The organism is Nostoc edaphicum CCNP1411, from assembly GCF_014023275.1.
In the GTDB taxonomy this organism is placed as follows: domain Bacteria; phylum Cyanobacteriota; class Cyanobacteriia; order Cyanobacteriales; family Nostocaceae; genus Nostoc; species Nostoc edaphicum_A.
The window spans coordinates 6,500,083-6,523,606 of record NZ_CP054698.1; the positions used below are offsets into that span (position 1 = coordinate 6,500,083).

At 42.4% G+C, this 23,524-nt stretch carries 21 protein-coding genes; 11 read left to right on the forward strand and 10 right to left on the reverse strand.

Features of this window, described 5'->3' with window-relative positions:
• Positions 1 to 177: 177 nt before the first annotated feature.
• Complete coding sequence (locus HUN01_RS30140; RefSeq protein WP_181929250.1) at positions 178 to 1,062, forward strand: ATP adenylyltransferase family protein; 885 nt, start codon at positions 178 to 180, stop codon at positions 1,060 to 1,062.
• A gap of 298 nt (positions 1,063 to 1,360) precedes the next feature.
• Here HUN01_RS30140 and HUN01_RS30145 read toward each other — a convergent pair whose 3' ends face one another.
• The 3 genes from HUN01_RS30145 to HUN01_RS30155 form a co-directional block, all read right to left on the reverse strand.
• Positions 1,361 to 2,107, reverse strand: coding sequence for a phycoerythrobilin:ferredoxin oxidoreductase (locus tag HUN01_RS30145; RefSeq protein ID WP_181929251.1), 747 nt, complete (start codon positions 2,105 to 2,107; stop codon positions 1,361 to 1,363).
• A 74-nt stretch (positions 2,108 to 2,181) separates the two neighbouring features.
• Complete coding sequence (locus HUN01_RS30150; RefSeq protein ID WP_181932874.1) at positions 2,182 to 2,916, reverse strand: 15,16-dihydrobiliverdin:ferredoxin oxidoreductase; 735 nt, start codon at positions 2,914 to 2,916, stop codon at positions 2,182 to 2,184.
• A gap of 210 nt (positions 2,917 to 3,126) precedes the next feature.
• Positions 3,127 to 3,705, reverse strand: coding sequence for a phycobiliprotein lyase (locus HUN01_RS30155; protein WP_181929252.1), 579 nt, complete (start codon positions 3,703 to 3,705; stop codon positions 3,127 to 3,129).
• 117 nt (positions 3,706 to 3,822) lie between these two features.
• On the opposite strand from HUN01_RS30155, the gene HUN01_RS30160 reads away from it, so the two are divergent.
• A complete protein-coding gene (locus HUN01_RS30160; protein ID WP_181929253.1) occupies positions 3,823 to 4,671 on the forward strand; it encodes a pentapeptide repeat-containing protein in 849 nt (282 codons plus the stop codon).
• Positions 4,672 to 4,743: 72 nt separating this feature from the next.
• Here HUN01_RS30160 and HUN01_RS30165 read toward each other — a convergent pair whose 3' ends face one another.
• Both HUN01_RS30165 and HUN01_RS30170 read right to left on the reverse strand, forming a co-directional pair.
• Positions 4,744 to 4,944 (reverse strand): hypothetical protein, encoded by a 201-nt coding sequence (locus HUN01_RS30165; RefSeq protein WP_181932960.1) that lies wholly within the window; start codon positions 4,942 to 4,944, stop codon positions 4,744 to 4,746.
• Positions 4,945 to 5,227: 283 nt separating this feature from the next.
• Positions 5,228 to 5,890 carry a HEAT repeat domain-containing protein gene (locus HUN01_RS30170; protein ID WP_181929254.1) on the reverse strand — a complete coding sequence of 221 codons (663 nt, stop codon included), beginning with the start codon at positions 5,888 to 5,890 and terminating at the stop codon, positions 5,228 to 5,230.
• Positions 5,891 to 6,075: 185 nt separating this feature from the next.
• Here HUN01_RS30170 and HUN01_RS30175 point away from each other — a divergent pair, with 185 nt between their 5' ends.
• The 9 genes from HUN01_RS30175 (at position 6,076) to HUN01_RS30215 (ending at position 15,164) form a co-directional block, all read left to right on the forward strand.
• Entirely contained in the window at positions 6,076 to 6,657 is a 582-nt protein-coding gene (locus tag HUN01_RS30175) for a globin family protein (RefSeq protein ID WP_181929255.1), read from the forward strand.
• A 447-nt stretch (positions 6,658 to 7,104) separates the two neighbouring features.
• The gene (locus HUN01_RS30180; RefSeq protein ID WP_181929256.1) at positions 7,105 to 7,968 is read left to right on the forward strand and encodes a phycobilisome linker polypeptide; all 864 of its coding nucleotides are present in this window, start codon (positions 7,105 to 7,107) and stop codon (positions 7,966 to 7,968) included.
• A gap of 1,155 nt (positions 7,969 to 9,123) precedes the next feature.
• The gene (locus tag HUN01_RS30185) at positions 9,124 to 9,882 is read left to right on the forward strand and encodes a phycobilisome rod-core linker polypeptide (RefSeq protein WP_181929257.1); all 759 of its coding nucleotides are present in this window, start codon (positions 9,124 to 9,126) and stop codon (positions 9,880 to 9,882) included.
• A 240-nt stretch (positions 9,883 to 10,122) separates the two neighbouring features.
• Entirely contained in the window at positions 10,123 to 10,659 is a 537-nt protein-coding gene (locus HUN01_RS30190) for a phycobiliprotein lyase (RefSeq protein WP_181929258.1), read from the forward strand.
• A 58-nt stretch (positions 10,660 to 10,717) separates the two neighbouring features.
• Positions 10,718 to 11,347: a chromophore lyase CpcT/CpeT gene (locus tag HUN01_RS30195; RefSeq protein ID WP_181929259.1), complete on the forward strand. Its 630-nt coding sequence runs from the start codon at positions 10,718 to 10,720 to the stop codon at positions 11,345 to 11,347.
• A complete protein-coding gene (locus HUN01_RS30200; RefSeq protein WP_181929260.1) occupies positions 11,341 to 11,679 on the forward strand; it encodes a CpeR family transcriptional regulator in 339 nt (112 codons plus the stop codon). Before HUN01_RS30195 ends, HUN01_RS30200 begins: the two co-directional genes overlap by 7 nt.
• 694 nt (positions 11,680 to 12,373) lie before the next feature.
• Positions 12,374 to 13,384, forward strand: coding sequence for a phycobilisome rod-core linker polypeptide (locus tag HUN01_RS30205; RefSeq protein ID WP_181929261.1), 1,011 nt, complete (start codon positions 12,374 to 12,376; stop codon positions 13,382 to 13,384).
• Positions 13,385 to 13,524: 140 nt separating this feature from the next.
• Positions 13,525 to 14,484 carry a M23 family metallopeptidase gene (locus HUN01_RS30210; protein WP_181929262.1) on the forward strand — a complete coding sequence of 320 codons (960 nt, stop codon included), beginning with the start codon at positions 13,525 to 13,527 and terminating at the stop codon, positions 14,482 to 14,484.
• 104 nt (positions 14,485 to 14,588) lie between these two features.
• Positions 14,589 to 15,164, forward strand: coding sequence for a Uma2 family endonuclease (locus tag HUN01_RS30215; protein ID WP_181929263.1), 576 nt, complete (start codon positions 14,589 to 14,591; stop codon positions 15,162 to 15,164).
• 395 nt (positions 15,165 to 15,559) lie between these two features.
• Here the strand turns inward: HUN01_RS30215 and HUN01_RS30220 are convergent, their stop codons facing one another.
• The 5 genes from HUN01_RS30220 to HUN01_RS30240 all read right to left on the reverse strand — a co-directional run bounded on the left by HUN01_RS30220 (position 15,560) and on the right by HUN01_RS30240 (position 23,016).
• A complete protein-coding gene (locus tag HUN01_RS30220) occupies positions 15,560 to 17,944 on the reverse strand; it encodes an ankyrin repeat domain-containing protein (protein WP_181929264.1) in 2,385 nt (794 codons plus the stop codon).
• A gap of 85 nt (positions 17,945 to 18,029) precedes the next feature.
• Complete coding sequence (locus HUN01_RS30225; protein ID WP_181929265.1) at positions 18,030 to 19,070, reverse strand: ABC transporter ATP-binding protein; 1,041 nt, start codon at positions 19,068 to 19,070, stop codon at positions 18,030 to 18,032.
• Positions 19,071 to 19,132: 62 nt separating this feature from the next.
• Positions 19,133 to 20,770, reverse strand: coding sequence for an ABC transporter permease (locus tag HUN01_RS30230; RefSeq protein WP_181929266.1), 1,638 nt, complete (start codon positions 20,768 to 20,770; stop codon positions 19,133 to 19,135).
• Positions 20,771 to 20,773: 3 nt separating this feature from the next.
• The gene (locus tag HUN01_RS30235) at positions 20,774 to 21,784 is read right to left on the reverse strand and encodes an iron ABC transporter substrate-binding protein (RefSeq protein ID WP_238845737.1); all 1,011 of its coding nucleotides are present in this window, start codon (positions 21,782 to 21,784) and stop codon (positions 20,774 to 20,776) included.
• A gap of 155 nt (positions 21,785 to 21,939) precedes the next feature.
• Positions 21,940 to 23,016, reverse strand: coding sequence for an iron ABC transporter substrate-binding protein (locus HUN01_RS30240; protein ID WP_181929267.1), 1,077 nt, complete (start codon positions 23,014 to 23,016; stop codon positions 21,940 to 21,942).
• Positions 23,017 to 23,524: the final 508 nt, after the last annotated feature.

Here is a 23,524-nt window from a genome sequence, read left to right on the forward strand (position 1 = left end):
ATATTACTAATGTAGATATTATTTATGACAGTTTTGTTGCGGAGGTATTGCGTTGTTGTGAAATATTTGGTATTTTACCCATCGCATCCCACCTTAACTGAACTCTATATAGTCATTCGTAAGGGCGCACATCTGTGTACTCCGATTGCGTGTTCCATCCATGTCTGAAGGAATAAAATGGCACAGGGTAAGATATTACTTAAGCCTGGTACTTTATGGACAAGTGTCAAAGAGCAGACGGAATATGCTTTACAATGTGGAGCGTTGCTTTCGATACCAACGGAATTTGAGTTTGTCGAACAGGATAATGTGCGCTTTTTAGTGCGGATTTTGTCTAACTTGAATCGCAAAAAAGCAGCCGATGAAAAACAGAAAAAACAATATGCTACGTCTGGTCAAGAGTTTAATCCTTTCTTGCCCTACGAAGAGGATTTATTTGTAGCGGATATTTCTGATACCCATGTATGTATTTTAAATAAATTCAATGTTGTTGATTATCACCTGCTAATCATCACCCGTGATTTTGAGGAACAGGAAAGTTTGCTCACCCTAGAAGATTTTACGGCTATGTGGGCATGTCTAGCTGATTTCGATGGTTTAGCATTTTACAATAGTGGCAAAACGGCAGGTGCAAGTCAGCGACACAAGCATTTACAGTTAGTTCCTCTACCATTTGCATCTTCAGGCCCGCAAATTCCTATTGAACCTCTGTTGAAGGCAGCACGATTTCAGGACTTGAGCGCAACTTTACCAGGGCTTCCTTTTATACACGCTTTCGCACCACTAGATTCCAATTGGGTGCGAGGGGGTCAAGCAACACTGGAAGTTTATCGCACTTTGCTAGATGCGGTGGGTTTAGATGCAAGGCAATTGGGCGCTTACAATCTGCTGGTGACACGAGAATGGATGTTGATCGTACCGCGATCGCAGGAGCATTTTCACTCCATCTCTGTGAATTCATTAGGATTCGCTGGTGCTTTGCTAGTGCGAAATGCCGCAGAAATGGAGCTTCTCAAAGCTGAAGGGCCGATGACTATCCTCAAGAATGTTGCTATATCCTAATTAAGTTGGTGCGATATCTACGACGGATTACGCCTACACAGGTAATAAAACTTGAGAATTACCATTGCTCCTTATACCAATTCAATTAATGATTGCAAAACATCCTTGGGTAAAGACGCGATGAATCGCGTCTCTACAAATGGTCTATTTGTCGCATTCTTTTTTCAAATTGGTATTAGGGACTTCCATAAAATAAATTATCCAATTTACTCAGATAATATTTTTGTTTCTCCCCCTGCCTACACCGCGATAGGATATTTTTTTAGTTGGAAGTCCCTTACTTCCTGCACAATATCCTCTAGTTGACCGCTGTTAATTTTCTCTCTAGGTCAAATAAGAAGCCGTGGATATACTCTTCAGTCCATTCTGCACCATAGAAGCGTTTAAACATCCCTCGTGCTGGGTCTTTTTCAGCCCGATATCGCAGGTATCGCAGTTGGGCTTGCTCAATGGCTGCTAAATTTTGGGAATCTGTTAGAGCTTCTGCCTGTTCTACAAAATCCAGATAAGCTTTCAAATAGTCTTTAAAAGCGGCAAACACCTGAGTTTCTACTACAGTCGTTTCTTGGGGACGAGTCCACAGAAAAGCGGGAGAGAAAAAAGGCCGTGCTTCTTCGGGGAAATCTCCTCCCCAGGATAGATGCTGTTGATGGGAGTGGAAAATGGGCAGAATTGGTTCAGTATATTTTGCCTGATATGTTGGCTCATCCCGAAATAGGGGCTGCATATCCAAAGCAATTAGATGTCCTCCAGGCAATGTCACCAAATCTGCCCCAAAAAAGGGTAAATCGTAGTTGAGACGGGGGAAAATCACAAAATTCAGCACTTGCAGCGAATTGCCACCCTGTACGTGAGCTGCGCGAATTTGACGCAATTTTGAAGTTTGAAAGGCATAACTTGTGGTGACAACCTCTTCCTGATTCTTTCCCTTGCCCACAACAGCACTCTTGGACTCAAACCCAGTGGGGATAGGATAGGGCTGTAAATCCAAGCGCGATCGCATGTAGGCGATCGCATAATCGAGAAATGGCTGATAAAGTGTCACGTCGCTTTGCTCCGAATTCAACAAAATTAATAATCCCCAATGCCCAATGCCCAATGCCCAATGCCCAATGCCAATTATCTTTTGCTAGCGCCAACTGCTAGGGGAACAGCATCTTCAAATAAGAATTCATGGAGAAAGCGCTCTGCCCATTCATGACCAAAGTAGCTGCTAAACAAACCAGATGCGGGATCGCGGTCTGCACTATATTGGTCATAGTCTTTTTGAGCTTTGACAATCCGCTGGATATCTTCAGGATCTTGGAGCGGTTTGGCATCTGCTATCATTTGCCAATACAGGTTTAAATAATCCTGAAAAGCTTCAAAGACTCGCGTTGCTACTGTTTCCGGGTCGGTTTTGGCAAACAATAGGTATTTAGAAAAATACTGATTGGCATCGTAAAACTTCATTTCTAAGTTTTGCGCCAAATCAGGGTATTTATCGTGGAGAGATTTCAGCGGAACTATATATTTTTTTTGATAATCTTCATCCTGAAATAAAGGCTGAAAGTCAAGCACAATCAGGTTTTTAACTTTACCAAAGGATAAAAAATCAATTCCTAACAGAGGTAGATCGTAGTGATGACTAGGATAAACCACGCTGTTAAAAATTTGGGCACTCTCCCCGGCATCAATGTAGGTATAGCGAATTTTCCGCAACTCTTGACATTGGTGACACCAACTGCAAATAGTTGCTGGGTTTCTGCCGCGATCGCTAACTTTGAATTCCAAACCAGGGGGAATCACCCTACTTTGTAAATCAAACCGCTGAAATAGCTCTTTTTCTAAAAATTCTAGGAAAGGCTTATACATGGAGCATAATTTGTTAACCCTTGCATGAAAATAAGTTATGGCAATCATGCACGTCTCATTTATGAGAAATAAAGCAACATTCCTTAATAGGGCATTGGGCATTGGGCATTGGGCATTGGGCATTGGGCATTGGGCATTGGTCATTTGTCATTTGTCATTGGGTATTGTAGATTACTCTTCCCATTCCCCATTCCCCATTCCCAATTCCAACTAACGCCTAGCATGATTGCGACTGATCATTTGCTCCAGCAGTTCTTGGGAAACACAGCGACGCTCAGAACAATAAGTCATCAAGTTGACTCCGTTCATCATTCGCACAGTACTGACTCTGACACGAAAATCATCCGTAACAAACCAACAACGTTCCTGACCTTGATTATTGTCATAGTCAGTATCAATCGTCAGCACTCCATCATCGGCAAATCGATACCGACTCACAACTGGAATGCTCTCAACATAGCCTTGGTTGCGGATCAGTTTTCCAGAACGTCTCGTTTCGTCGGGAACATCAACCAAAATGGCAGCATTATCAGTATTCGGTAGCCTGGTATCTAGGTTAGCTTGCCATGAAAAACTCGCACCGCCTGTTGCTTTAGTAGGATCTATCCCTTGGGCTGTACAAACTTCTTGGACTTTTGGATCATCTTTTTCCATGACTTTAATGATCAAATTCGACTCTCCCGACTCATCCGCCGCCGAGTCAAAATGATGAACTGAGCGTTCCGTAAACCATGTTCCCTCACTTTTGCGGAAGAAGTCGAGCATTGTCAAGGGCGGTATTAAATGCATCTGTTTTGAAACCTCGTTTTATCAAACTTTTGGCGTTATTGAATACTGAGTTATGAGATGAAGTCCCCATTTCGCTAAAGTGTAGGATAACTCCAAAAGTTATATTTTAATCAGCTGATGACAAATACTGAAATTCAACTTATTACTAGCGATGCCTACGGCAACGGCTTTGCCGAACGCCCCAGTCCAACTCCAGAAATTTTAACAGCCCTGAAAAAAGGAATCCCTCTGGATGGGGTCGATTTGTACCAATTCAATCTAAGGGAAGTCGATTTAGGACAAGCTAACTTGAGCAAAGCCAAGCTATTAGGAGCCGACCTCAGTGAGTTGGTCTTGAGTAATGCCGATTTGAGTGGGGCTGATTTGCGAGGTGCGAATCTGCGAGGAGCCGATTTGAGTGGGGCGAATTTGCAGGGAGCCTATTTAAACCGTGCTAACCTCCAACAAGCAAATCTCAGTGGTGCAAATTTGGAGGGAGCTAAACTCCAAGTAGCGCGTTATGATACACAAACTAAATGGCCCCAAGAATATAACTACAAAGCTTCGGGAGCGGTAGGGCCGGGTGCTAATCTCAATGGTGCTTTTCTGAATACAGCTTCTTTACGAAATGCAGATTTACAAGGCGCGAATCTGCGTGGAGCCTACCTGAGTGGCGCTGATTTGACTGAAGCCAATTTGCAAGGCGCGGCTTTGAGCGGCGCTGATCTGACAAAAGCTTATTTGACAGGCGCTTGTTTGCGGAATGCTCGATTGACTGGAGCCGATTTGCGGGATACAGACCTGCGAGCAGCTGACCTCAGTGATGCAGAGATGGAGCATCTTCAAAGTATTGCTGGGGCAGATTTTACTCTTGCTCAAGGACTCACAGAAGAAACTAAAGCCATGCTTTCCAGCCGTCCATATTCAGAACTCGACGTTTGGAATGCCTATACCCGCACAACAACTCGTGAGAGTTTGAGTACTTGATAAATACAGTGCTGAGTTGCGAGTTCAGAGTGATGAATTGGATAAAAAAGAAGAAGGGGCACTCAGCACTCTTCATAAAGGCTGCCAGTTCTTTTTCAGGAGCGCTAAAAATGTCGCGTATCCTTCGGAAAAACCCGGCGGATCTGGTAGAAAATATTGGGGAAATTCTTTATACGATCGCCAAGGTTCCGAAGCATTATGCCGCAAATGTAAGGCACATTCTGAGGAACCTGGTAATCGCCAAGTCATTTGACCAGTTTGTATATCAGTCACAAATGCCTCCTCATCTTGAAAAAGTTGATCTTTTCTTCCAGATTTTGGCAGATTAACCGGATATTTTTGTCAAATTTAAGGTAAAATAATATATTTACTATTAATCAAATAAGTTTTATTAAAGAGGAATTCAGAACTCAGGAGTCAGAATGGGCTAAACGCCCCGCTACCGCTAACAGCATGAATTCTGTACGACTGTTGGGTGAATTTATGGGTAGAGTATTCAGAATTCTATATTCTGACTCCTTTTGATCACAAAAATATTCTGAACAAAGTCACACTGCTATTGTGGCAACAAGTCTTCTAAAGCCGCTCCGACGACTCGGTGATCCTCATCCTGTCTGAGTTGGTTCAGGGCTGCTTTGGCTTCCGGCTCATCAAATCGTTTGAGGGCATAGCAAACTCGCACCCGCATCCGCCAAGATTCATCATTCACTAACGTTAGTATTTGGGATAATGCCGCAGTATGTTGGCTAGAATCAGCTAGTAAGCCGAGTCCATCAACAGAGGATTCCTGGACTGTGAAATCTTCATCTTTTAAACCCTGAACGCAGATATCAAATAGTTCTTCAGGACAATCCATTTCAGCGATCGCAGCCAAAATGCTCCGCCGCACTAACCAATGGTCATCCTGATAAAATGCCAGAACTAGATGAGAAACTGCGACTCTACCAAATAGCGATAAAGAATTTGCCGCTTCAGCCCGCACGTTGGGGGTATCGTCGAATTTCATAATTTGCATCAAAGCCGCAAAAGATTCCGCTGATTGTTGATTACCCAAACCCCTGGCGACAAAAGAACGCACCAAAAATTCTGAGTCATGAAGTTTACTCGTTAGCAGAGGAACTGCAACTTCTGATTCATAATCATCAAGGGCTGCGATCGCCTTCAAACGATAGTGAAAATCTGGGTTCTTCAGTTCAGTTTGGATTTTATGGATTTCCATAGGTGCATTTGGTAGAGCTATTCTTTATTTTAGGGCATGGGGCATTGGGCATAGGGCATTGGAAAAGAAGAGGCAGAAGTTCTTTAATTTTGAATTTTGAATTAATTTGTCCCCCTTGTCCCCATGCCCCATTCCCCATGCCCAATGCCCCATGCCCAATGCCCAATGCCCTATCCCCTAAACCAATGACTCAATTAAGCGAAACCGTCAAAGAATTAATAGCCAAAGCTAGAATTGTCAGCTTTACTGAGTGGGAACAGTCCCATCCAAAACCAGCAATTGCCATATTCCAAGCTGCGGATGATGCTTTTCGCTACCTGGACGATGAAGATTTATCGCAGATTAAAACCTTGTCACCGGATAATTCTGAGTTGATTCCTGTTGCTCAATTGTTACGCGATCGCGCAGCCGAAATCGTTGATGAAGCAAGAGTTCAGGTTTTGGCGACTTATCCCGAAATTATCCAGCCTGGAGGCGGTCTTTATCCACCTGAACGCGCTCAAGCTTGCTGGCGAGACTTTTGGCATTTTCTCCGCTGTATTACATACAGCATCGCAGGTGGCCACACTGAGTATACAAATCCCACAGGACTGCACTATATGAACTTGCTTTATCAGGAATTACAAGTTCCATTGGATGCAATGCTTTTAGGCTTAAAAAGCATCAAGACTGCTAGTTTGAAACGCTGCCAAGCCAATCAGCAGCAAACTCTTGCTCCCTATTTTGATCATTTAATCAGCCAACTGGCTACTTTCCAAATTCGATAAGTTAAGTGGGCGTGAATAATTAAAGGTTTGTAGTCAGAGCTTCAGTTCTTACTAGGAGACAATTTTAATTAATTTTACATTGCGTAATATAGTTTGATTTATTCTTGCCCACTTATTGAGATAAACTTCTGTGACTCAGCACGATTAATACTTTTGCTCAAGGGGACGACACAATACCATCACTTGTATCCCAATCGCAAATCAAATGCTAAAAAAAAGCTAAATTTTCTCTAAAAGTATCATCTGGCTTCACAAATTTTAATAAATATGGTTTCGGCATCGTATCACAATATGTAAAAGCAAACGGTGCAAAAACTTAAAATCATCAAGACTAATAAGGATTTAAAGTCTCTATTTCGTCTCCTTTGTCAGACTGATGTAAAGTTTTTTAACATCTGCTGAATATCCTTCTCATAAAATTTAGTTGTTAACTGGGAGATAGTTTGAATGGCTTTTGGACCAGCATCACGATTAGGGGTCGCACTGTTTGAAGACACCGATCCCATTGATCTGTGGCCAAGTCGCTCTAATGAGGAAGTTGAAACCGTAATTAGATCAGTCTACAAGCAAGTTCTAGGCAACGCTTATGTAATGGAGAGTGAGCGGCTTTCCGTTCCTGAATCCCAACTCAAACGGGGTAACATTAGCGTTCGTGAGTTTGTGCGTCAAGTTGGGAAGTCGGAACTTTACCGTTCACGCTTTTTTGATAGCGCACCCCGCTATCGAGCGATCGAATTAAATTTCAGGCATTTCCTTGGTCGTGCGCCATTGGATCTGGAAGAAACGCGTACACACAGCACTATTCTGGATACAAAGGGCTTTGAAGCTGAGATTGATTCATATCTAGACAGCGACGAATACCAAGAAACCTTCGGGGAAAACATTGTGCCTTATATTCGAGGCTATAAAACCGAAGCTATTCAGAGTTTGGTTCAGTTTACTCACTTGTTCCAACTGGTACGTGGTTCCTCTAGCAGCAGCCTGAAAGGTGACTTAGCTGGCAAACAACCAAAATTGAACAGTTTGCTAATTCAAAGCACGCCTACCCCCGTAATTTCACCAGCTAGCAAGGGTGCTGCATTCCGCAACCCGACATCTACTCCTCGCACTCGTCAAGGTGTGGGATCTGGTGACAACGGTAGGGTCTACCGGGTTGAAGTCACTGGCTACAAGGCAAATGTGGTAAATAACATTTCCAAGTTTCGCCGCAGTAACCAGGTCTTTTTCGTGCCATACAATCAGCTTTCACAAGAGTATCAGCGAATTCACAAGCAGGGCGGTGTGATCGCCAGTGTTACTCCTGTCAACTAGAGAATAGAAATTGGGGATTAAAGCGTAGGGATTATTTGAAAAGTGTTTCGCTGTGACTTTAGGTACTTTTCGATCCCCCCTAACCCCCTTCAAAAAGCTACCGTGTATACACATCTTGGTAATGAAGCCCAAACCCTGGATTTACCCCCCTTAGTCCCCCCTTGCCAAGCTACGGTGTACACACAAGTCTGATAACCTTATCCCATATCGTTCTGATCCCCCCTAACCCCCCTTAAAAAGGGCTACGGTGTATACACAAGTCCTAAAAACCTAGCTTGATAAGACTTTCCTCGTTCCCAGTCTCCGACTGGGAATGTATTCATTGAGTCTCTGACTCAATGCCAGATTGGAGGCAGAGCCTCAACGAGGAGCATTCCCATGCAGAGCATGGGAACAAGATAAACGAGAGAACAATGAAAAATCAAACTTTTTTGACTTGTGTATACACCGTAGCTTAAAAAGGGGGGGAAGCCGGAATCAAAGTCCCCCTTTTTAAGGGGGATTTAGGGGGATCAAACCACATTTTGCACTCAGCATAGAGATGTGTGTACACCGTAGCCTTGCTAAGGGAGGAAATATCCGGTTCTCCCCCTTAGCAAGGGGGAGTTAGAGGGGGTGAAAAGGACTTGTGCATACACCGTAGCTTCAAAAGGGGGGAACCGGAATCAAACTCCCCCAATTGATCAGGGGATTTAGGGAATCAAAAATTTTTGATCCTGACAAGAGGACTTTTCAAACATCCTTTTAGGGATTGGGAAATAATTTTCACCATACTCAATCTCCAGTCTTTAACTCCTAGTGTTGATAGTTACCATGACTTACGCAAAACTTACGTGCTCTGGGGCAATAGCCTGCAAAAAGCCGTTTTACGTCTATATGAATTGCCCCTACCTAAAAATCAGTCAGGGTTTTGGCTATTGTTTGCGTAAGTCCTGATTCATCAACAGTTAGCTCAAGCGATCGCTGATCTGGGGTTTGATCGATTCTGCCGTCAGTTGTCATATACGAAGATATTTAACACACTTTCACAAACTAAAGTTTTACAAAAGCTGGTCAGTAGCAAAAATAACTGACAACTGATAGGAAAATCTACCTGTATCAGGGGTAGGATGCTCAGAAATTTCATTTAATTAACGTTTTTAAGGAGATACTTCAATGTCACTTTGGGCTATTGATTCACCGAGAGTTGAACTGCGTCCGAACACCAGCGAAAGTGAATTACAAACACTGATTCGGGCAGTTTACAAACAGGTTTTGGGCAATGCTCACTTGTTGGAAAGTGAGCGACTAGCCACTGCTGAATCGCAATTGCGCGATCGCAAAATCAACGTCCGCGAATTCGTCAACAGTGTTGCGAAATCAGAACTTTATCAATCCCTGTTTTTCAACTCTTCTTCCCAATATCGGTTCATTGAACTGAACTTCAAACATCTGCTAGGACGTCCTCCTGCCGATCAGGCAGAAATTGCCGAACACGTCCGCATCTATAACGAACAAGGCTATGATGCTGAGATCGAATCCTATATCGATAGCTACGAATATCAGCAGAATTTTGGCGAGAATATTGTTCCTTATGTTCGCAGCACAAGCTCCCAAATCGGAATTAAGAATGTTACCTTTAACCGCACCTTTACCTTACTCAGAGGGGTAGCTAGCAGCGATAGCGATCGCAAAGCCAAACTGATCAGCGATGTCGGTTCCAATTTACCCACATCCATCAAGGCTCCTGCGGCTGGTTCTAGTGTAAGCAGTACCGACAAACGCTTCTTGATTAAGGTAGTCAAAGGTTCCGCTAATCTCCGTACTCGTCTGGGCAACCTCGAATATGTAGTTAACTACAACCAACTGTCTGGACAAGTGCAAAACATTCATCGGACAGGCGGCAAAATCATCAGTATCACTGAAGTTGCTTAACTAGGGGACTGGGGACTGGGGAGTGGGGACTGGGGACTGGGGACTGGGGAAATAATAACTCCCCACTCCAAACTCCAAACTCCAAACTCCCCACTCAGCACTCAGCACTCAGCACTCAGCACTAACTCAGCACTCCTAACTCAGCACTCAGCACTATTGGCTAGTATATAGACAGGGAGAATAACTTTTTAGCCAAGATACATCTTGGATTTTAAGCTACTTTTTAAGATTGTTTTTCTAATGGAAATTACTGAATTCTTTGAACTTTCAATTGGACGATGGCGATCGCAGCGTAGCGGTCATCATTTAGCATTCGCCCACTTTGAACAAGTCCTGTCTGACATTGACATTGAATCTCTATCCACCGATGATCCGGCAGTGTTAGCAATTTGTCAATTGTATGACACTGACCCCGCCAGTATCACCCACCCCTTTCGGATGACTTGGAAAGGTGAGTCAGACTGGGATGATAAACCCATTTCTGGTAGTACTGTGCTGGTGCCAATTCCTGATGCCGCAAATTCTTCTAGAGGAAAACTTCTGCGGGATAAGGGATACGCTGAAACAATCTCAGCAGTGGCTAAATATCATCTGAGTGACGATGGGATTTTTACCCTGCTGACAGAATATGAACTTGCTGCTGCTGAAGAAAAAATTTGGTTTGCTACTCCAAATCTGCGATTTCGGGTAGCGACAATTAAAACCAGTGATGGTAAAGGCGTTACAACAGCTTCCTTTTCTTCAGAAATTCGTTCTTTGTCAAATTCAATCAGTTAGCAAATATCAGGTTAAAACATAAAAGGAATCATCTAGTTTTGTCACTCTGAGGTTGAATATGACGATAGCGCCCAGTGAATCTAGTACCAACGCTAGCGATTTGCTCACCTTAGCCTCTTGGATGGCGGGAGATTTTAGCAACTACAAGCAATCTTTTGCAAGTCCGCAACTTTACGCCCACATTCACATTTTTTTTCGTCCTTTACCGATAGAGTTTTTTTCTGCTATCGGTTTTTATTCTGAACAAGCGTATGACCACGATTTATGGACACCCTATCGTCAGGGAGTACATAAACTAGTCGATTTGGGCGATCGCATTTATATCGAAAATTACAGCTTGAAAGATCCTATGCTTTATGCAGGTGCAGCTCGTGAATTAGATATCCTCAAAACCATCACCCCAGAGAGCATTGAACGGCGTTATAACTGTTCAATGGTTTTTCAACGAGAAGGTGAAATATTTCGAGGCAGTGTGGAACCAGGCAATCAATGTCTGATTAAGCGTAATGGATGCCAGACATATCTTGTCAGCGAAGTAGAAATGACCGAGCGTACTTGGATAAGTCTAGATAAAGGTATGGATATTGAAACCCACAAGCAAATATGGGGATCAACTGCTGGGCCATTGCGGTTTGAAAAACGAGAAAGTTTTGCTGATGAATTACGTGCGGTGAGCGCATTATGTTGATTCAGCTTGAATCTATTAAAGCTAAAATGTTACCACCACAGGCTGAAAAAAAGATGCGCTGCTGGATTCGCAGCCGCCACTTGATTTGTTCGGGTAACTTTTTTATATTCGAGACATTAGAATATACAACGATTGAGAGATTCTCTCAATGTGTTGCTTCTTTAGGAGGAACAGTAATATCCGTTGACTCCGTTAATAAAATTTGGATGGGCGATCATCGCCAAGTTATTTTATATCAGGCAAAAGCTAGTTTACATACACCTCATCATACTTTGAAACAATACTGGATAAAATACGGTGGTTTCTACACTAAATTTGATGAGCGGGTTTAAGGGTTACTATCCTGTGGAAATTCTTCTGACAGGCGTGTATAATCCAATTCAAAATTAAGTTTTGAATTTTAAATACTCCCCAAGGGGGTTGACGGCTAATTGTTAATGTCTAGTTGCTAATTTTTTATCATGATTAGCTGTTAGTTATTAACAGTTAGCCGTCTCAGTTTGTTAGAAAATGTAACTAAAAAAATCCCCAAAAGTTGATAAGTTAATATCAATAACTAGTAATTAGTAAATCTTAAGTAGAGTGTGTTATGGCTTTGCTATTTAGTATTGCCAGCCTACTATAGAAATTTGGCGTTGCATATTTGCGGGATGATTTTGCTAGTTTTGTGGAATGGGCATCTTGCCATTGGTGTCAACTTAACGCGAAACCGCACGTCCGCCAGGGATTGTAAATCCCTGTCTCATAGCTAAAGTCCTCTGAAGAAGACTTCATAGCACAAAAATTTTCAGTCTACTTCAGTAGATTTGAGCAATTAGTCAGGGATTTACAATCCCTGGCGGGTGAACAACACCCAATCAGTACGCTATTTTTGGCTTAAGTTGACACCAGTGGCATCTTGCCCGTCCCTTGTATTTCAGGGCGGGCTAGTCGCCCACCCTACAAGAATCATCCCTTGATTCAGCAACGTCAGAAATTTTATTTTTACTTGATAAATTAGTCAATTATACCCACACTAACTCAACTATGCAGACCTTCATAGACGACGCAACCAGACAACGCCAATATCAAGCATTTCCCCAAACAGAACCCATCGAACTGTGGAATACTGCTTCAGTTGATGACATTGAAATTGTAATTCGGGCAGTTTATCGGCAAGTATTGGGTAATGCTTACATTATGGAAAGTGAGCGGCTTGTTGTTCCAGAATCCCAACTCAAGCAAGGGATAATCGATGTTCGTGAGTTTGTACGTCAAATTGCCAAATCAGAGTTATATCGCTCCAGATTTTTTGATAACGTTTACCGCTATCGGGCAATTGAACTGAACTTCAAGCATTTACTGGGTCGCGCTCCCGATGACTACTCTGAGACGGTACTTCACAGCAACATTCTAGACGAGTCGGGTTTTGAGGCGGATATTGATTCTTATCTTGATAGCGACGAGTATCTAAACGCCTTTGGGGATAATATAGTGCCATATTATCGGGGTTATAAAACCCAAACTGGCAAAAAGATATTGGAATTTAGCAATATGCTGCAACTGCTGCGGAGTAATTCTAGCAGTGATCAGAACCTAGCAACAAATAATCAACCTCAACTGGTGCGATCGCTAATTACCAACACTCCTTACGGTAAACTCAAACCCACCGATGTTAGTGCAATACTTGCCGAAGTATTCAAGCCCAGGCCAGAAACGGCTGCTACTCCAGTTAATAACTTTATTGCCGCTCGCACAGCAGCCGAACAAGGCTTGCGGCAAAAGATTAAAGAGCAAGAAAGCCAGATTGCAACTTTGCAACAACAACTAGCAGACTTAAGACCCTTTGCCAGCATCGGTGCAACAAAATTTAGTAATAGTTGGCAGACTTCCAGTTCCGTGACCAGCACAGGCGAATATACATCTTTGCAACAGCAAGCTGACGCCCAAGAAAAACAGATTGCAGCTTTGCAAGAGCAAGTTGCTGATTCTCGACGGTCTGCCACAATTGGGGAAGCCCGGTTGAATAAGTGGCGCAGTCGCGTTTTTAATGGCTAATTTCTCTATTGTTTAGTTCTATCGGGTGGGTTAGGCAAGCTTAACTCACCCTAATTTAATTTCCTGATGTTTTCCAAGTCAGTTTGAAACAATAAATAGTCAAGAAGTGTCTTAATTATTGTTTGAATAAGCTTGCAATTATGAAAAAATCTATCGTTTATCGATACCCTATTTATGGACTAATTGGGTTAATATCCTTAACAACTATATTAATAAGCACAGCAACATCTGCCCTAACACAGTTAGCAGGCGATTCCCCAATTGGGCAAACTCCTATCTCTGCTTCTAATTTAATCTGGCCGACTCAAGGGTTTATTTCTCAAGGCTTCCGCAAATATCAACATGAAGGAATTGATATTGCAGGCGCATCTGGAACTCCTATTGTTGCTGCTGCATCCGGTACAGTTGTCAAAGCAGGTTGGGATAATTGGGGATTAGGCAATGCCATAACTATTAAACATCTCGACGGCAGCATTACTGTTTATGGACATAATCGCCGTTTATTAGTGAGCAAGGGTCAACAGGTCATTCAAGGTCAAATTATTGCCGAGATGGGATCTACAGGCAATAGTACAGCACCTCATCTACACTTTGAAGTTTATCCAAATAGTCGAATAGCAGTTGACCCCCTGCGTCTGTTGACATCCTTAACTGCAAGTGTTAACTCCGCTTCTCAAGTTCAACAAGTGGATAACTCGAACCGCCCAGTCTCGCCACCTCCAGTAGCAATTCAAGTTTCACCTTCACAGCCAATTCCCATAGATTTTGCACCTATAAGCACTGATACTAAATGTAATGGAATTACTGTTATTGAAGGTGAGACTGCAAGCATTCGTGTAAAAGTCTGTGAAGAAAATGGTCAGTTATTTTATATTGGGCAGTTAAAGCAAGACCGAAGTCAGCCTATAAAGATCACAGCTTTGAATATTGGTAAAAACAGATATCGAGCAAATAATGGCAGTTTTTCTTATTTAATCACTCCTGAAAAAGTGGAAGTTTGGCGAAATGGCAGTCAGATTCGTTCTGACCGCTTTTTTACCGGAAACACACGGAAGGCAGATAGCTTCGAAGTAAATCCCTCAAAATTTTTGGGATTTTGAGGGATTTACGTCTTTCAAGTGGGGGTGGAATAGGGAGTCTCTTTATGAAGAATTTTAGCGATCGCCTAAACTAAAAGTAAGCATCTTTTATCCACATCACACCTATGGTTCAGTCTTCTAATCAACGTCTAACTCTAGAAGAATTTCTCGCACTTCCCAAAGGAGATATTACATACGAGTTTGTTAACGGTGAAGCTGTACCCAAGTATAAAGATAATGAAATGTCACCAAAATTTTTTCATAGTTCGACTACTGGTGCTTTATTTATACTATTGTCTGCATGGGCACAAGCAAAGGGTCGGGTTGTGATTGAATGGGCAATTAAACTAACACGAAATCAACAAGATTGGATGCCTGTGGCCGATCTGACCTATATTTCTCATAACCGTCTTCCTGCTGATTGGCTATTAGACGAAGCTTGTCCTGTCGCACCTGAATTAGTCATCGAAATCATTTCACCTGGTCAAACTTTTGGTGAAATTGTAGAAAAAGCTACTGATTATCTGAAAGCTGATGTTTCTCGTGTTTGGGTGGTTGATACAAAAGCTAGAACTGTAACTGTATTTGCGCCATCTTCCTTGCCGATTACTTATCGATCTCATCAAATAATTACTGATGATTTACTACCAGAATTGGAAATTACCCCTCACGCAATCTTTCAACAAGCTGGATTACCCTAAAGTTTCATCAGGAATCAACAGTTTTTAGCGATCGCTATTTTATGGCATCCAGCGAATTGAATTTTCTGAACACTATCCCAATATAGTTCAGTTAAGGGCTAATTTTACAAAATTGTGGGTTTTCGAGACGCGATAAATCGCCGTCTCTACAAGTGTTTTGGTCTTATCTGAACTGTATTGAACACTATCCTGCTTGAAGATGATGCAGATAACAAATAGTTAACCTCAGCTTAGAAATTACTTAGCACAAAGTCAAATTCTTCAATCAAGCTACAGGCTAGGTCAATTAAACCAGTTTTGTTAGATACACTCAGCAGGGTAGTAGAGTGAAAAACCTTTTGTTCGTCCCTCTCCTCGCAGAAGAAGGAAAATTTTATCTCTACAATGCCAAACAATTAATCCCACCAAAAAAACAAGTCGTCACTTGAGCGGAGACTCTCAGCTAACCGCTCTACCGAACCACAGCCTTGGTCTACAATATCGGGGCAAAAATCATACATGCGATCGGCAAGTCCTTCAGGGTCTTCGATGGGGGTGAGGAAACGGCCTTCGAGAGTATCATGAGCAACTAAGGTCAAAATAAAAGGCTGCACTGCTTCAAGTTCTCGTAGCCACTCCACAACATAACCAGGGCCGACACCATAGTTACAACCATTTGTTTGATGTAGGGCAATCACATCATATTTATCTGTGGTTGGCAAAACATAAAGTTGTTTCGGCCCTTCTGCGTCGTAATATTTGTCTGGCTCGTAGACAAAACAACCCCGTTGTAAAAACTGTTGTTGTAAATCTTCGGTTTTAATATCACTTCGGTGTTTGCTGTTCACATGAACTTTAAACCAGCCGGGAATATCATACATAGGTACTGGCTGACTGCCACAAATCTCACCTAAATCTGCAACTGCTTTTTGATATTTAGGGTTCTGGGCTGCTTGGGAAAAGTCTGGACGGGGTAGTTCTACTCCCCAGCGTTTATCGTCGTCGCTGTTGTTTTTTTCATCATCTTCATCTTGTTCATCCCATCGTCGTTTTTCAACACCATACTGAACCAGCATCTCTATGACATTATGGTGATGAAATAAATCTGCCACAGTTATTGCAGTGTCACCATCTTTAGAAACGGCATTGACATCAGCACCCCGTTCAATCAGCATTTGAATTAGCTCTAAATGTTCTTCCTTTTGTACTGCCTCTATTAAAGGAGTGTGATCTTCATTATTTTTAGCGTTGACATTTGCTCCTGACTCTATGAGAAATTTTGCCAGTTCTATATGGGTATTTCTCAAAGCCATCAAAAGCGGCGTATCTCCCGCTATATCTTGCTGATTGATGTTTACTCCTGCCTGCATTAATATTTGCACAACCTCTAGATGTCCGTTGATGCAAGCAAGACATAGGGCATCTCTTACAAAACAATCCCGTGCTTGAAGATTCGCTTGATGTGAAACTAGTAGTTGGACGATGTTTTTATATCCCTTAATTGCTGCTAGCATCAAGGGAGTTATGCCCAAAAACAATCTCATCGCAGTAAATGACTCGTAATCGTCTGAAATAATCCCACAAGGTTGTCGTTGATTGACATCAACAATATCAGTGGCATTGATATCAGCACCTGCATCAAGCAGCAAATTTACAACCTCTAAATGTCCAGTTGATGCTGCTAACATCAACGGCGTGCGGTTCTTTGTCTTTCTTCTTTGGTCGCGTGCATTCACGTTAGCACCTTCAGACAACCATGCACGTACAGCTACAACATCTCCCTGTTCGGCGGCGTTCAGCAGATGTTCCTCTTGACTTCCCCTTGGTGCATCCACACCAAACTGACGCAGAACTTCTAGAACCTGTGAATGTTCGTTTCGGACTGCCCAATCATAGGCTGATAATCCCTCGCCATCTTTACAGTAGGGGTCAGCACCTGCTGCCAATAATACTGCTAAAGCTTCTCCATGACCGCAACGTGCTGCCAGAATTGCTGGGAAGGTGTCAACTGCAATTTCTGGTTTAGCAATGTTGGATGTGGCAAGCTTCGCCCGATTTGCGGCAATATCAATAGATTCAATGGTTTCGCCCACCTCAGACAATGGTGCATCTCCAGTTTCAACTGCGTCGAGCTTTTCAAATGCTTTACTAAGAGTCTCCAAAGTATTGAATGCTGTTTTTAACGCAGATCCAGCCTGTCTTTGAATTGTGGCATGATTGATTGTAATTCCTGATGTCAAAATATTGACATCTGCGCCAGCAGCTATCAGCCCTCTAATTACTGCTGCTGAACCTTGTGCTGCTGCCATTGCGATGGGTGGAATACTACCAAACTTTGTTGTCTTGCTTGGGTTCGCACCTGCGGCAATGAGTTTTAAAGCAATATTGAAGTTGCCTTTTTCAATAGCTTTTAATAAAGGGGTTGAAAGCATACTGCCGTCATCAACATCAGCACCCGCAGCAACTAACAGATCAACGATTTCCCCATTTCCTACTCTTGCCGCTTCTTGTAATGGGTTGCCACCATAGGTTGATACGTTAATATCTGCACCCCTAGCAAGCAAAACTCTCACGGTTTCCACTCGACCTGTCATAACTGCCCAAACTAACGAGTGTCTGAGTGAGGAATCATCAGCACCAGCTTCAATTAACGCACATTTAATTTCATCTGGGCCGTAGCGTGCGAGTTCATAGGCTGTTTCATCACCTTTCTTGACATTTGGGTTTGTGCCTGTAGCCAATAATTCTTTTACACGCTGGGCATCACGCGACTCAATAGCGGCAATTAACTGGTCATCCATAATATTTTATACCTACCTATTCGGAGTTATCTAGTTATTTTGCCCATTCAACTCCAACTAGTGTCTAAATAGTTAACACCAAAATCTACTGTGGAAAAACTTTTACACTATCACTGGCTATAGATAATTCCACCCTTGTACCCACAGGTAACGCGGTATCAGTCATCGTCCGCGCATGGAGTTCTTTACCAGAGGGAGTTTGTAAACAATATTGATATTCACGTCCTAAAAACCTTCGGGTGCGGACAACTACGGGCGCATCGGTATTAGGCTTTAAGATAAAATCTTCTTGGCGGATCATGATTTCGCCATTATCATCGGTATGATTTGCTGTTAACTCAAAACTGCCGATTTCTGTTTTCCATAAATTCCCTTGACGATGGGCGGGAAGGAAATTAGCCTGAGTCACAAATTCAGCGACAAATCTTGATGCTGGATAAGTATAAATTTCTTCTGGTGTGCCTATTTGCTCTAAATGTCCTTGGCGCATCACACCCACTATATCTGAAATAGCTAATGCTTCTTCTTGATCGTGAGTAACAAAAATTGCTGAAGTACCCGCCGCTTTGAGAATGTCGCGCACTTCTTCTCGCAAGCGCAACCTAACTTGAATATCAAGATTGCTCAAGGGTTCATCTAAAAGCATGAGTTGAGGTTGGGGTGCTAAAGCACGGGCGAGTGCAACCCGCTGCTGTTGCCCACCTGAGAGTTCGTAAGGGTAACGTTTTTCTAAGCCTTCGAGTCTCACCAAATTAATGACTTCGGCTATGCGTTTTTGTATTTGTTCTTTACTGAAATGTTTCAACCCAAAAGCCACATTTTCTGACACATTTAGATGGGGAAACAGGGCATAATCTTGAAAAACAACGCCGATGTCGCGCTGTTCGGCTGGGATGCAAGTAGAACGATCGCAAACTACCTGTTCACCAATTTTAATTTCTCCTACTTGCGATCGCTCAAAACCAGCAATCATTCTCAACAGTGTAGTTTTACCACAACCAGATGGGCCGAGCAATCCCAAGATATCTCCTTGTTGCAACGTCAAAGATACGTTATCTACAGCAGGGAAGGCACTTTCTGCAAACCGCTTGGTGACATTTTGTAAATCTAGAATTACTTGTTGCATAGGAAGTGGAGAGTACTATAGTTCAATTACTTGAAAAGTTTCAAATCAGTAGAGGTGGAATTCTATAAGTGATTTACTCCTTCTACCTCCTGCCTACTGCCTCCTGTCTCCTTCAAGACTTGCTCTTTTTTTACGTTCTCTTGAGATAGCACCAATAAAGTTGAACCCATAGAAACTAGTAGCATAGCTAATGAAGCCGCCGCCGCATCGGCAAAATCTACATTTTCTGTGGCTTGCCAAATTTGCATTGCTAAAGTACTAAAGCCAATAGGCGCTAACAGCATGGTGGCTGGTAGTTCTTTGATTGCTGTGAGAAACACCAGCACCGCACCACTCAACACACCCGGTTGTACCAGAGGGAGGGTAACTTCTCTTAAAGTTTGCCAAGCATTCCTACCTAGACTACGGGCTGATTCTTCTAGCTGCGGATTGACTTGCAAAAGCGAACTGCGGACTGTTCCCACTGATTGCGGTAAAAATAAAACTAAATATGCAAATATCAGCATCGGCAGAGTTTGGTACAGTGCTGGCAAATAGTTGGCACCAAAAAATACCAAAGATAAGGCAACAACAATTCCCGGAACTCCAAAACCGATGTAAGAACAGCGTTCAATTATGGCGGTGATTTTACTCGGAAATCTGACTGCTAAAATTGCTACTGGTAAGGCAAAGATGGTGGTAGCTAAAGCTGCGAGTCCAGCCGCGCCAATGGAGTTGAGAACGGTGGGGAATAAATTGGGGAAAGTGTAGCCACCGTTAAGTCCGCGAATCAGCCAAAATAAGGTGATACCTACTGGCAAAACTACACCGAAGCTAGTAATTAGCAGACAGAAGCCGAAAGCTGGCCATTTCCAAATTCCCAATTTGACAATTTTGGGTGGACGTAGAGAAGCGGAGCCACGACTATAATAAGCTGCACGCGATCGCATTCGATATTCCAGCCACAAAATCAGCAGCACCAATGTCACCAACATCAAAGATAAGGCTGCGGCTGAGTTCCGATTAAAACTAGTTTTATATTGTAAAAAAATTGCCCGCGTAAAGGCATCAAATCGCATCAGCGAAGGTGTACCAAAGTCGCGCAAGGCATATAAAGCGACTAATAATCCACCTGCAATCAGTGATGGTTTCAACTGTGGCAAAACTACCTTAAAAAAGGTTTCTCTACTACCATAGCCCAAACTACGAGATGCTTCTTCTAGAGATGGATCAATACCTTGTAATCCAGAACGCACACTAAGCAGCATATAGGGATAGGTAAACAAAGTAATTGCCAAAACTGTCCCAGGAAAACCATAAATTGAAGGTAATTCTTCTACTCCTAATGGTTGAAGCAATAACTGCAAAAAGCTACCCCGTGGTGCCAAAGTTGCAATCAAGGCAAAACTGCCTACATAGCTAGGAACCGCTAAGGGTAATGTTGTCGCCACTAACCAGAAACGTCTTCCTGGTAAGTCTGTCCGCACTGTTAAAAACGCCAATGGTACGGCAATTAGTGTGGAAAATAATGTTACCGTTGCCGCCATTGCCGCACTGTTGAAAAAGACCATGATATTGCGGGGACGAGAAATCAATTCCCAGAACTCTTCCCCGCCAATACCTGCGGTGCGAATTACTAAGTATAGCAATGGCAGGGCAATGGCAATTGCCACTACCGCTGCCGATAATGTGAGAAATAATGGAGGGCGAACCGCTTTCAACTGTTACAAAACTCCTGCCTGCTGTAATAAATTCAACGTTGCTGGCAAATCATCTAAATCTGTCAAGTTAACATTGGGTGGATTTAGTTTACTGATTGGCACTTGTTTTGATGGTGCTGGGATTCCTTTTACTAAAGGATATTCATTAGTTTCTTGAGCAAAGTAATTTTGTGAACTCTGTTTGAGCAGGTAATCAATTAAAGCTTCTACATCAGCTTTTTGATCTGTGGTTTTCGTAATAGCTACTCCTGCCACATTAATCATTGATCCTGCATCTTTGCTTGTGTAGTGGTGGGCAACAGGAAAGTTCGGATTATCTTTTTTGAAGCGATACAAGTAATAATTATTCACTAAACCGAGATGAACTTCTCCACGTCCCACAGCTTCAACGATCGCAGCGTTTTTGCCGTAATCTTTGACACCATTAGCTTTCATGGCTTTGAGCCATTGGAGAGTCTTTGCATCGCCATCTAAGACTCGCATTGCCGTAACAAATGACTGAAATGAGCCGTTTGTGGGTGCCCAGCCGACTTTCCCGCGCCATTTCGATTCTGTTAACTGCGAAATTGATGTCGGTAGTTCCCCTTTTTTAACTAGCTTTGTATTGTAGTCAATTACACGGGCGCGACCGGAAATTCCTAGCCAATGTCCTTTAGCAGAACGAAAGCGAGAATCAACCTTGTTTAGCAGTTTAGAGGCAATTGGTAGCGTTACCTGTTTTTTCTCCAAAGTGCCTAAAGCACCAGCGTCTTGAGCAAAAAACAAGTCTGTACGGCTATTTTTCCCTTCTTCTAAAAGTGCGATCGCTAACTCAGCAGTATCGCCATAACGCACTTGAATATCCTGATTCAAGTCTTTTTTGGCTTTCTCAATTAAGGGGCCAATTAGTTTTTCTTCTCTGCCTGAATAGATCACGAGGGTTTTCGTTTGGGCATTTACAGCCACCCCGATTCCCCAACCGAGCGTTACAGCTAGAGCTAACGCTGAAACTTTCAGCAATGGTAAACTTTTCAATTTCCAATCCTCCACCTTAATACTTACCAGGAAGTTTTTGCAATAATCTTGGTATTCTCAACCTTTACCATTAACCTGTACTGGTAAGCAATAAACTTTCTCAAAAAGTTTAGATTTTTCCTACTCTTGTCAGATGAATTCCAACTTACAGCAGGTTATATGACTTGTACTTGCTGCATGAGCTTGAGTGTTGTCTCTAAATCGCTAAGATTACTCAAGTCGATTTTTTGAGTTTGTTTTTTAATTTCTTGGAGAGATTTTAGTTTACCTTTGGGCGCAACAGCCGAAGTTAGAGGATACTCAAAAGTTTGATTAGCAAAGTAGTTTTGGGCATTTTCATTCAGCATGAATTCGACAAATTTTTGAGCAATATTGGGATGTTTGGCGCTGTTAAGAATGGCTACGCCTGCAACATTTACCAAGGAACCCACATCATCGGTAAAATGATGCTCAACTGGAACTTGAGGATTATCTTGTTTGATTCGTTCTAGATAATAATGATTGACAAATCCCACACCAATTTCGCCGCGAGATAAGGCTTCTACGATCGCAGTATTATTAGGATAAACTTTAGCATTGTTAGCTTTAATGCCTTCTAACCATTGCCTAGCCTTGTCTTCTCCTTCTGCAACTCGTAAGGCGGTGACAAAGGATTGAAAGGAACCATTTGTAGGTGCCCAACCAATTTTACCTTTCCATTTCGGTTCAGTAAAGCCAAAAATAGACGATGGTAATTCACTCGGCTGTACTGACTTAGAGTTGTAATCTACTGTCCGCACTCTCCCCGTAATACCTACCCATCTTCCCTCTGGTGAGCGATAGGTACTATCTACCTGATTCAGAAGAGATGTTGGTAATTCTACGACTCGATTTGCTTTTTGCATAGCTCCGAGGGCGCTAGCATCTTGAGCGAAGAAGACATCTGCGGGACTGTTTGCCCCTTCTTCCAAAATTGCTGATGCTAACTCAGCAGTATCGCCGTAGCGGACTTGTACCTTCGCATTGGTTTGTTGCTCAAATTGTTTGATAAGCTCACCAATGAGTTTTTCGTTGCGTCCTGAGTATATTACTAGCTCTTTTTCTAATACACCACTAGCAGCCGTAGCTGGTGTAGCTTGCCCTGAAGGCGATTCGGCAGTATCGGTGGGAGTTTGATTAGGATTACAAGCGATCGCTAATCCCCCACTAGCAGTTGCTAGTCCAACTATATAGACAAACTTACGGCGCTTCATAATTTTCTTCCACCAGAATTAAAACTATTACCTAAAATTATCAATAATTTTATTGATTAAATATATCGATAATATCATAAACTGGTTTTACGATTGACTAACACACAAAAAATTATATTTTTTCTAACCCAAGATTTTACAGCAAATTTTACTCATTTTATCTTGTTTCGCCGCGACTTATACTTGCCAGAGCTAGCGATAAATTAGAGTTTACAAACATTATCTTGAAGAGTTTTTTACCTTGAGTATTGATAAGAATTTTGAATAAAGTCCTAAGAAATACTTGATATTAATTTCCATTAAATCAAAAAGGTTGCCTTTAAGCAACCAGATACAGATGGGAATTATTTTCGTGTGGAAATGAGTGTGAGGTAAGCTAATCGGCATTTAACTTGCATCATCAGGGCGGGCAAGATGCCATTGGTGTCAACTTAAGCCAAAAATAGCGTACTGATTGGGTGTTGTTCACCCGCCAGGGATTGTAAATCCCTGACTAATTGCTCAAGTC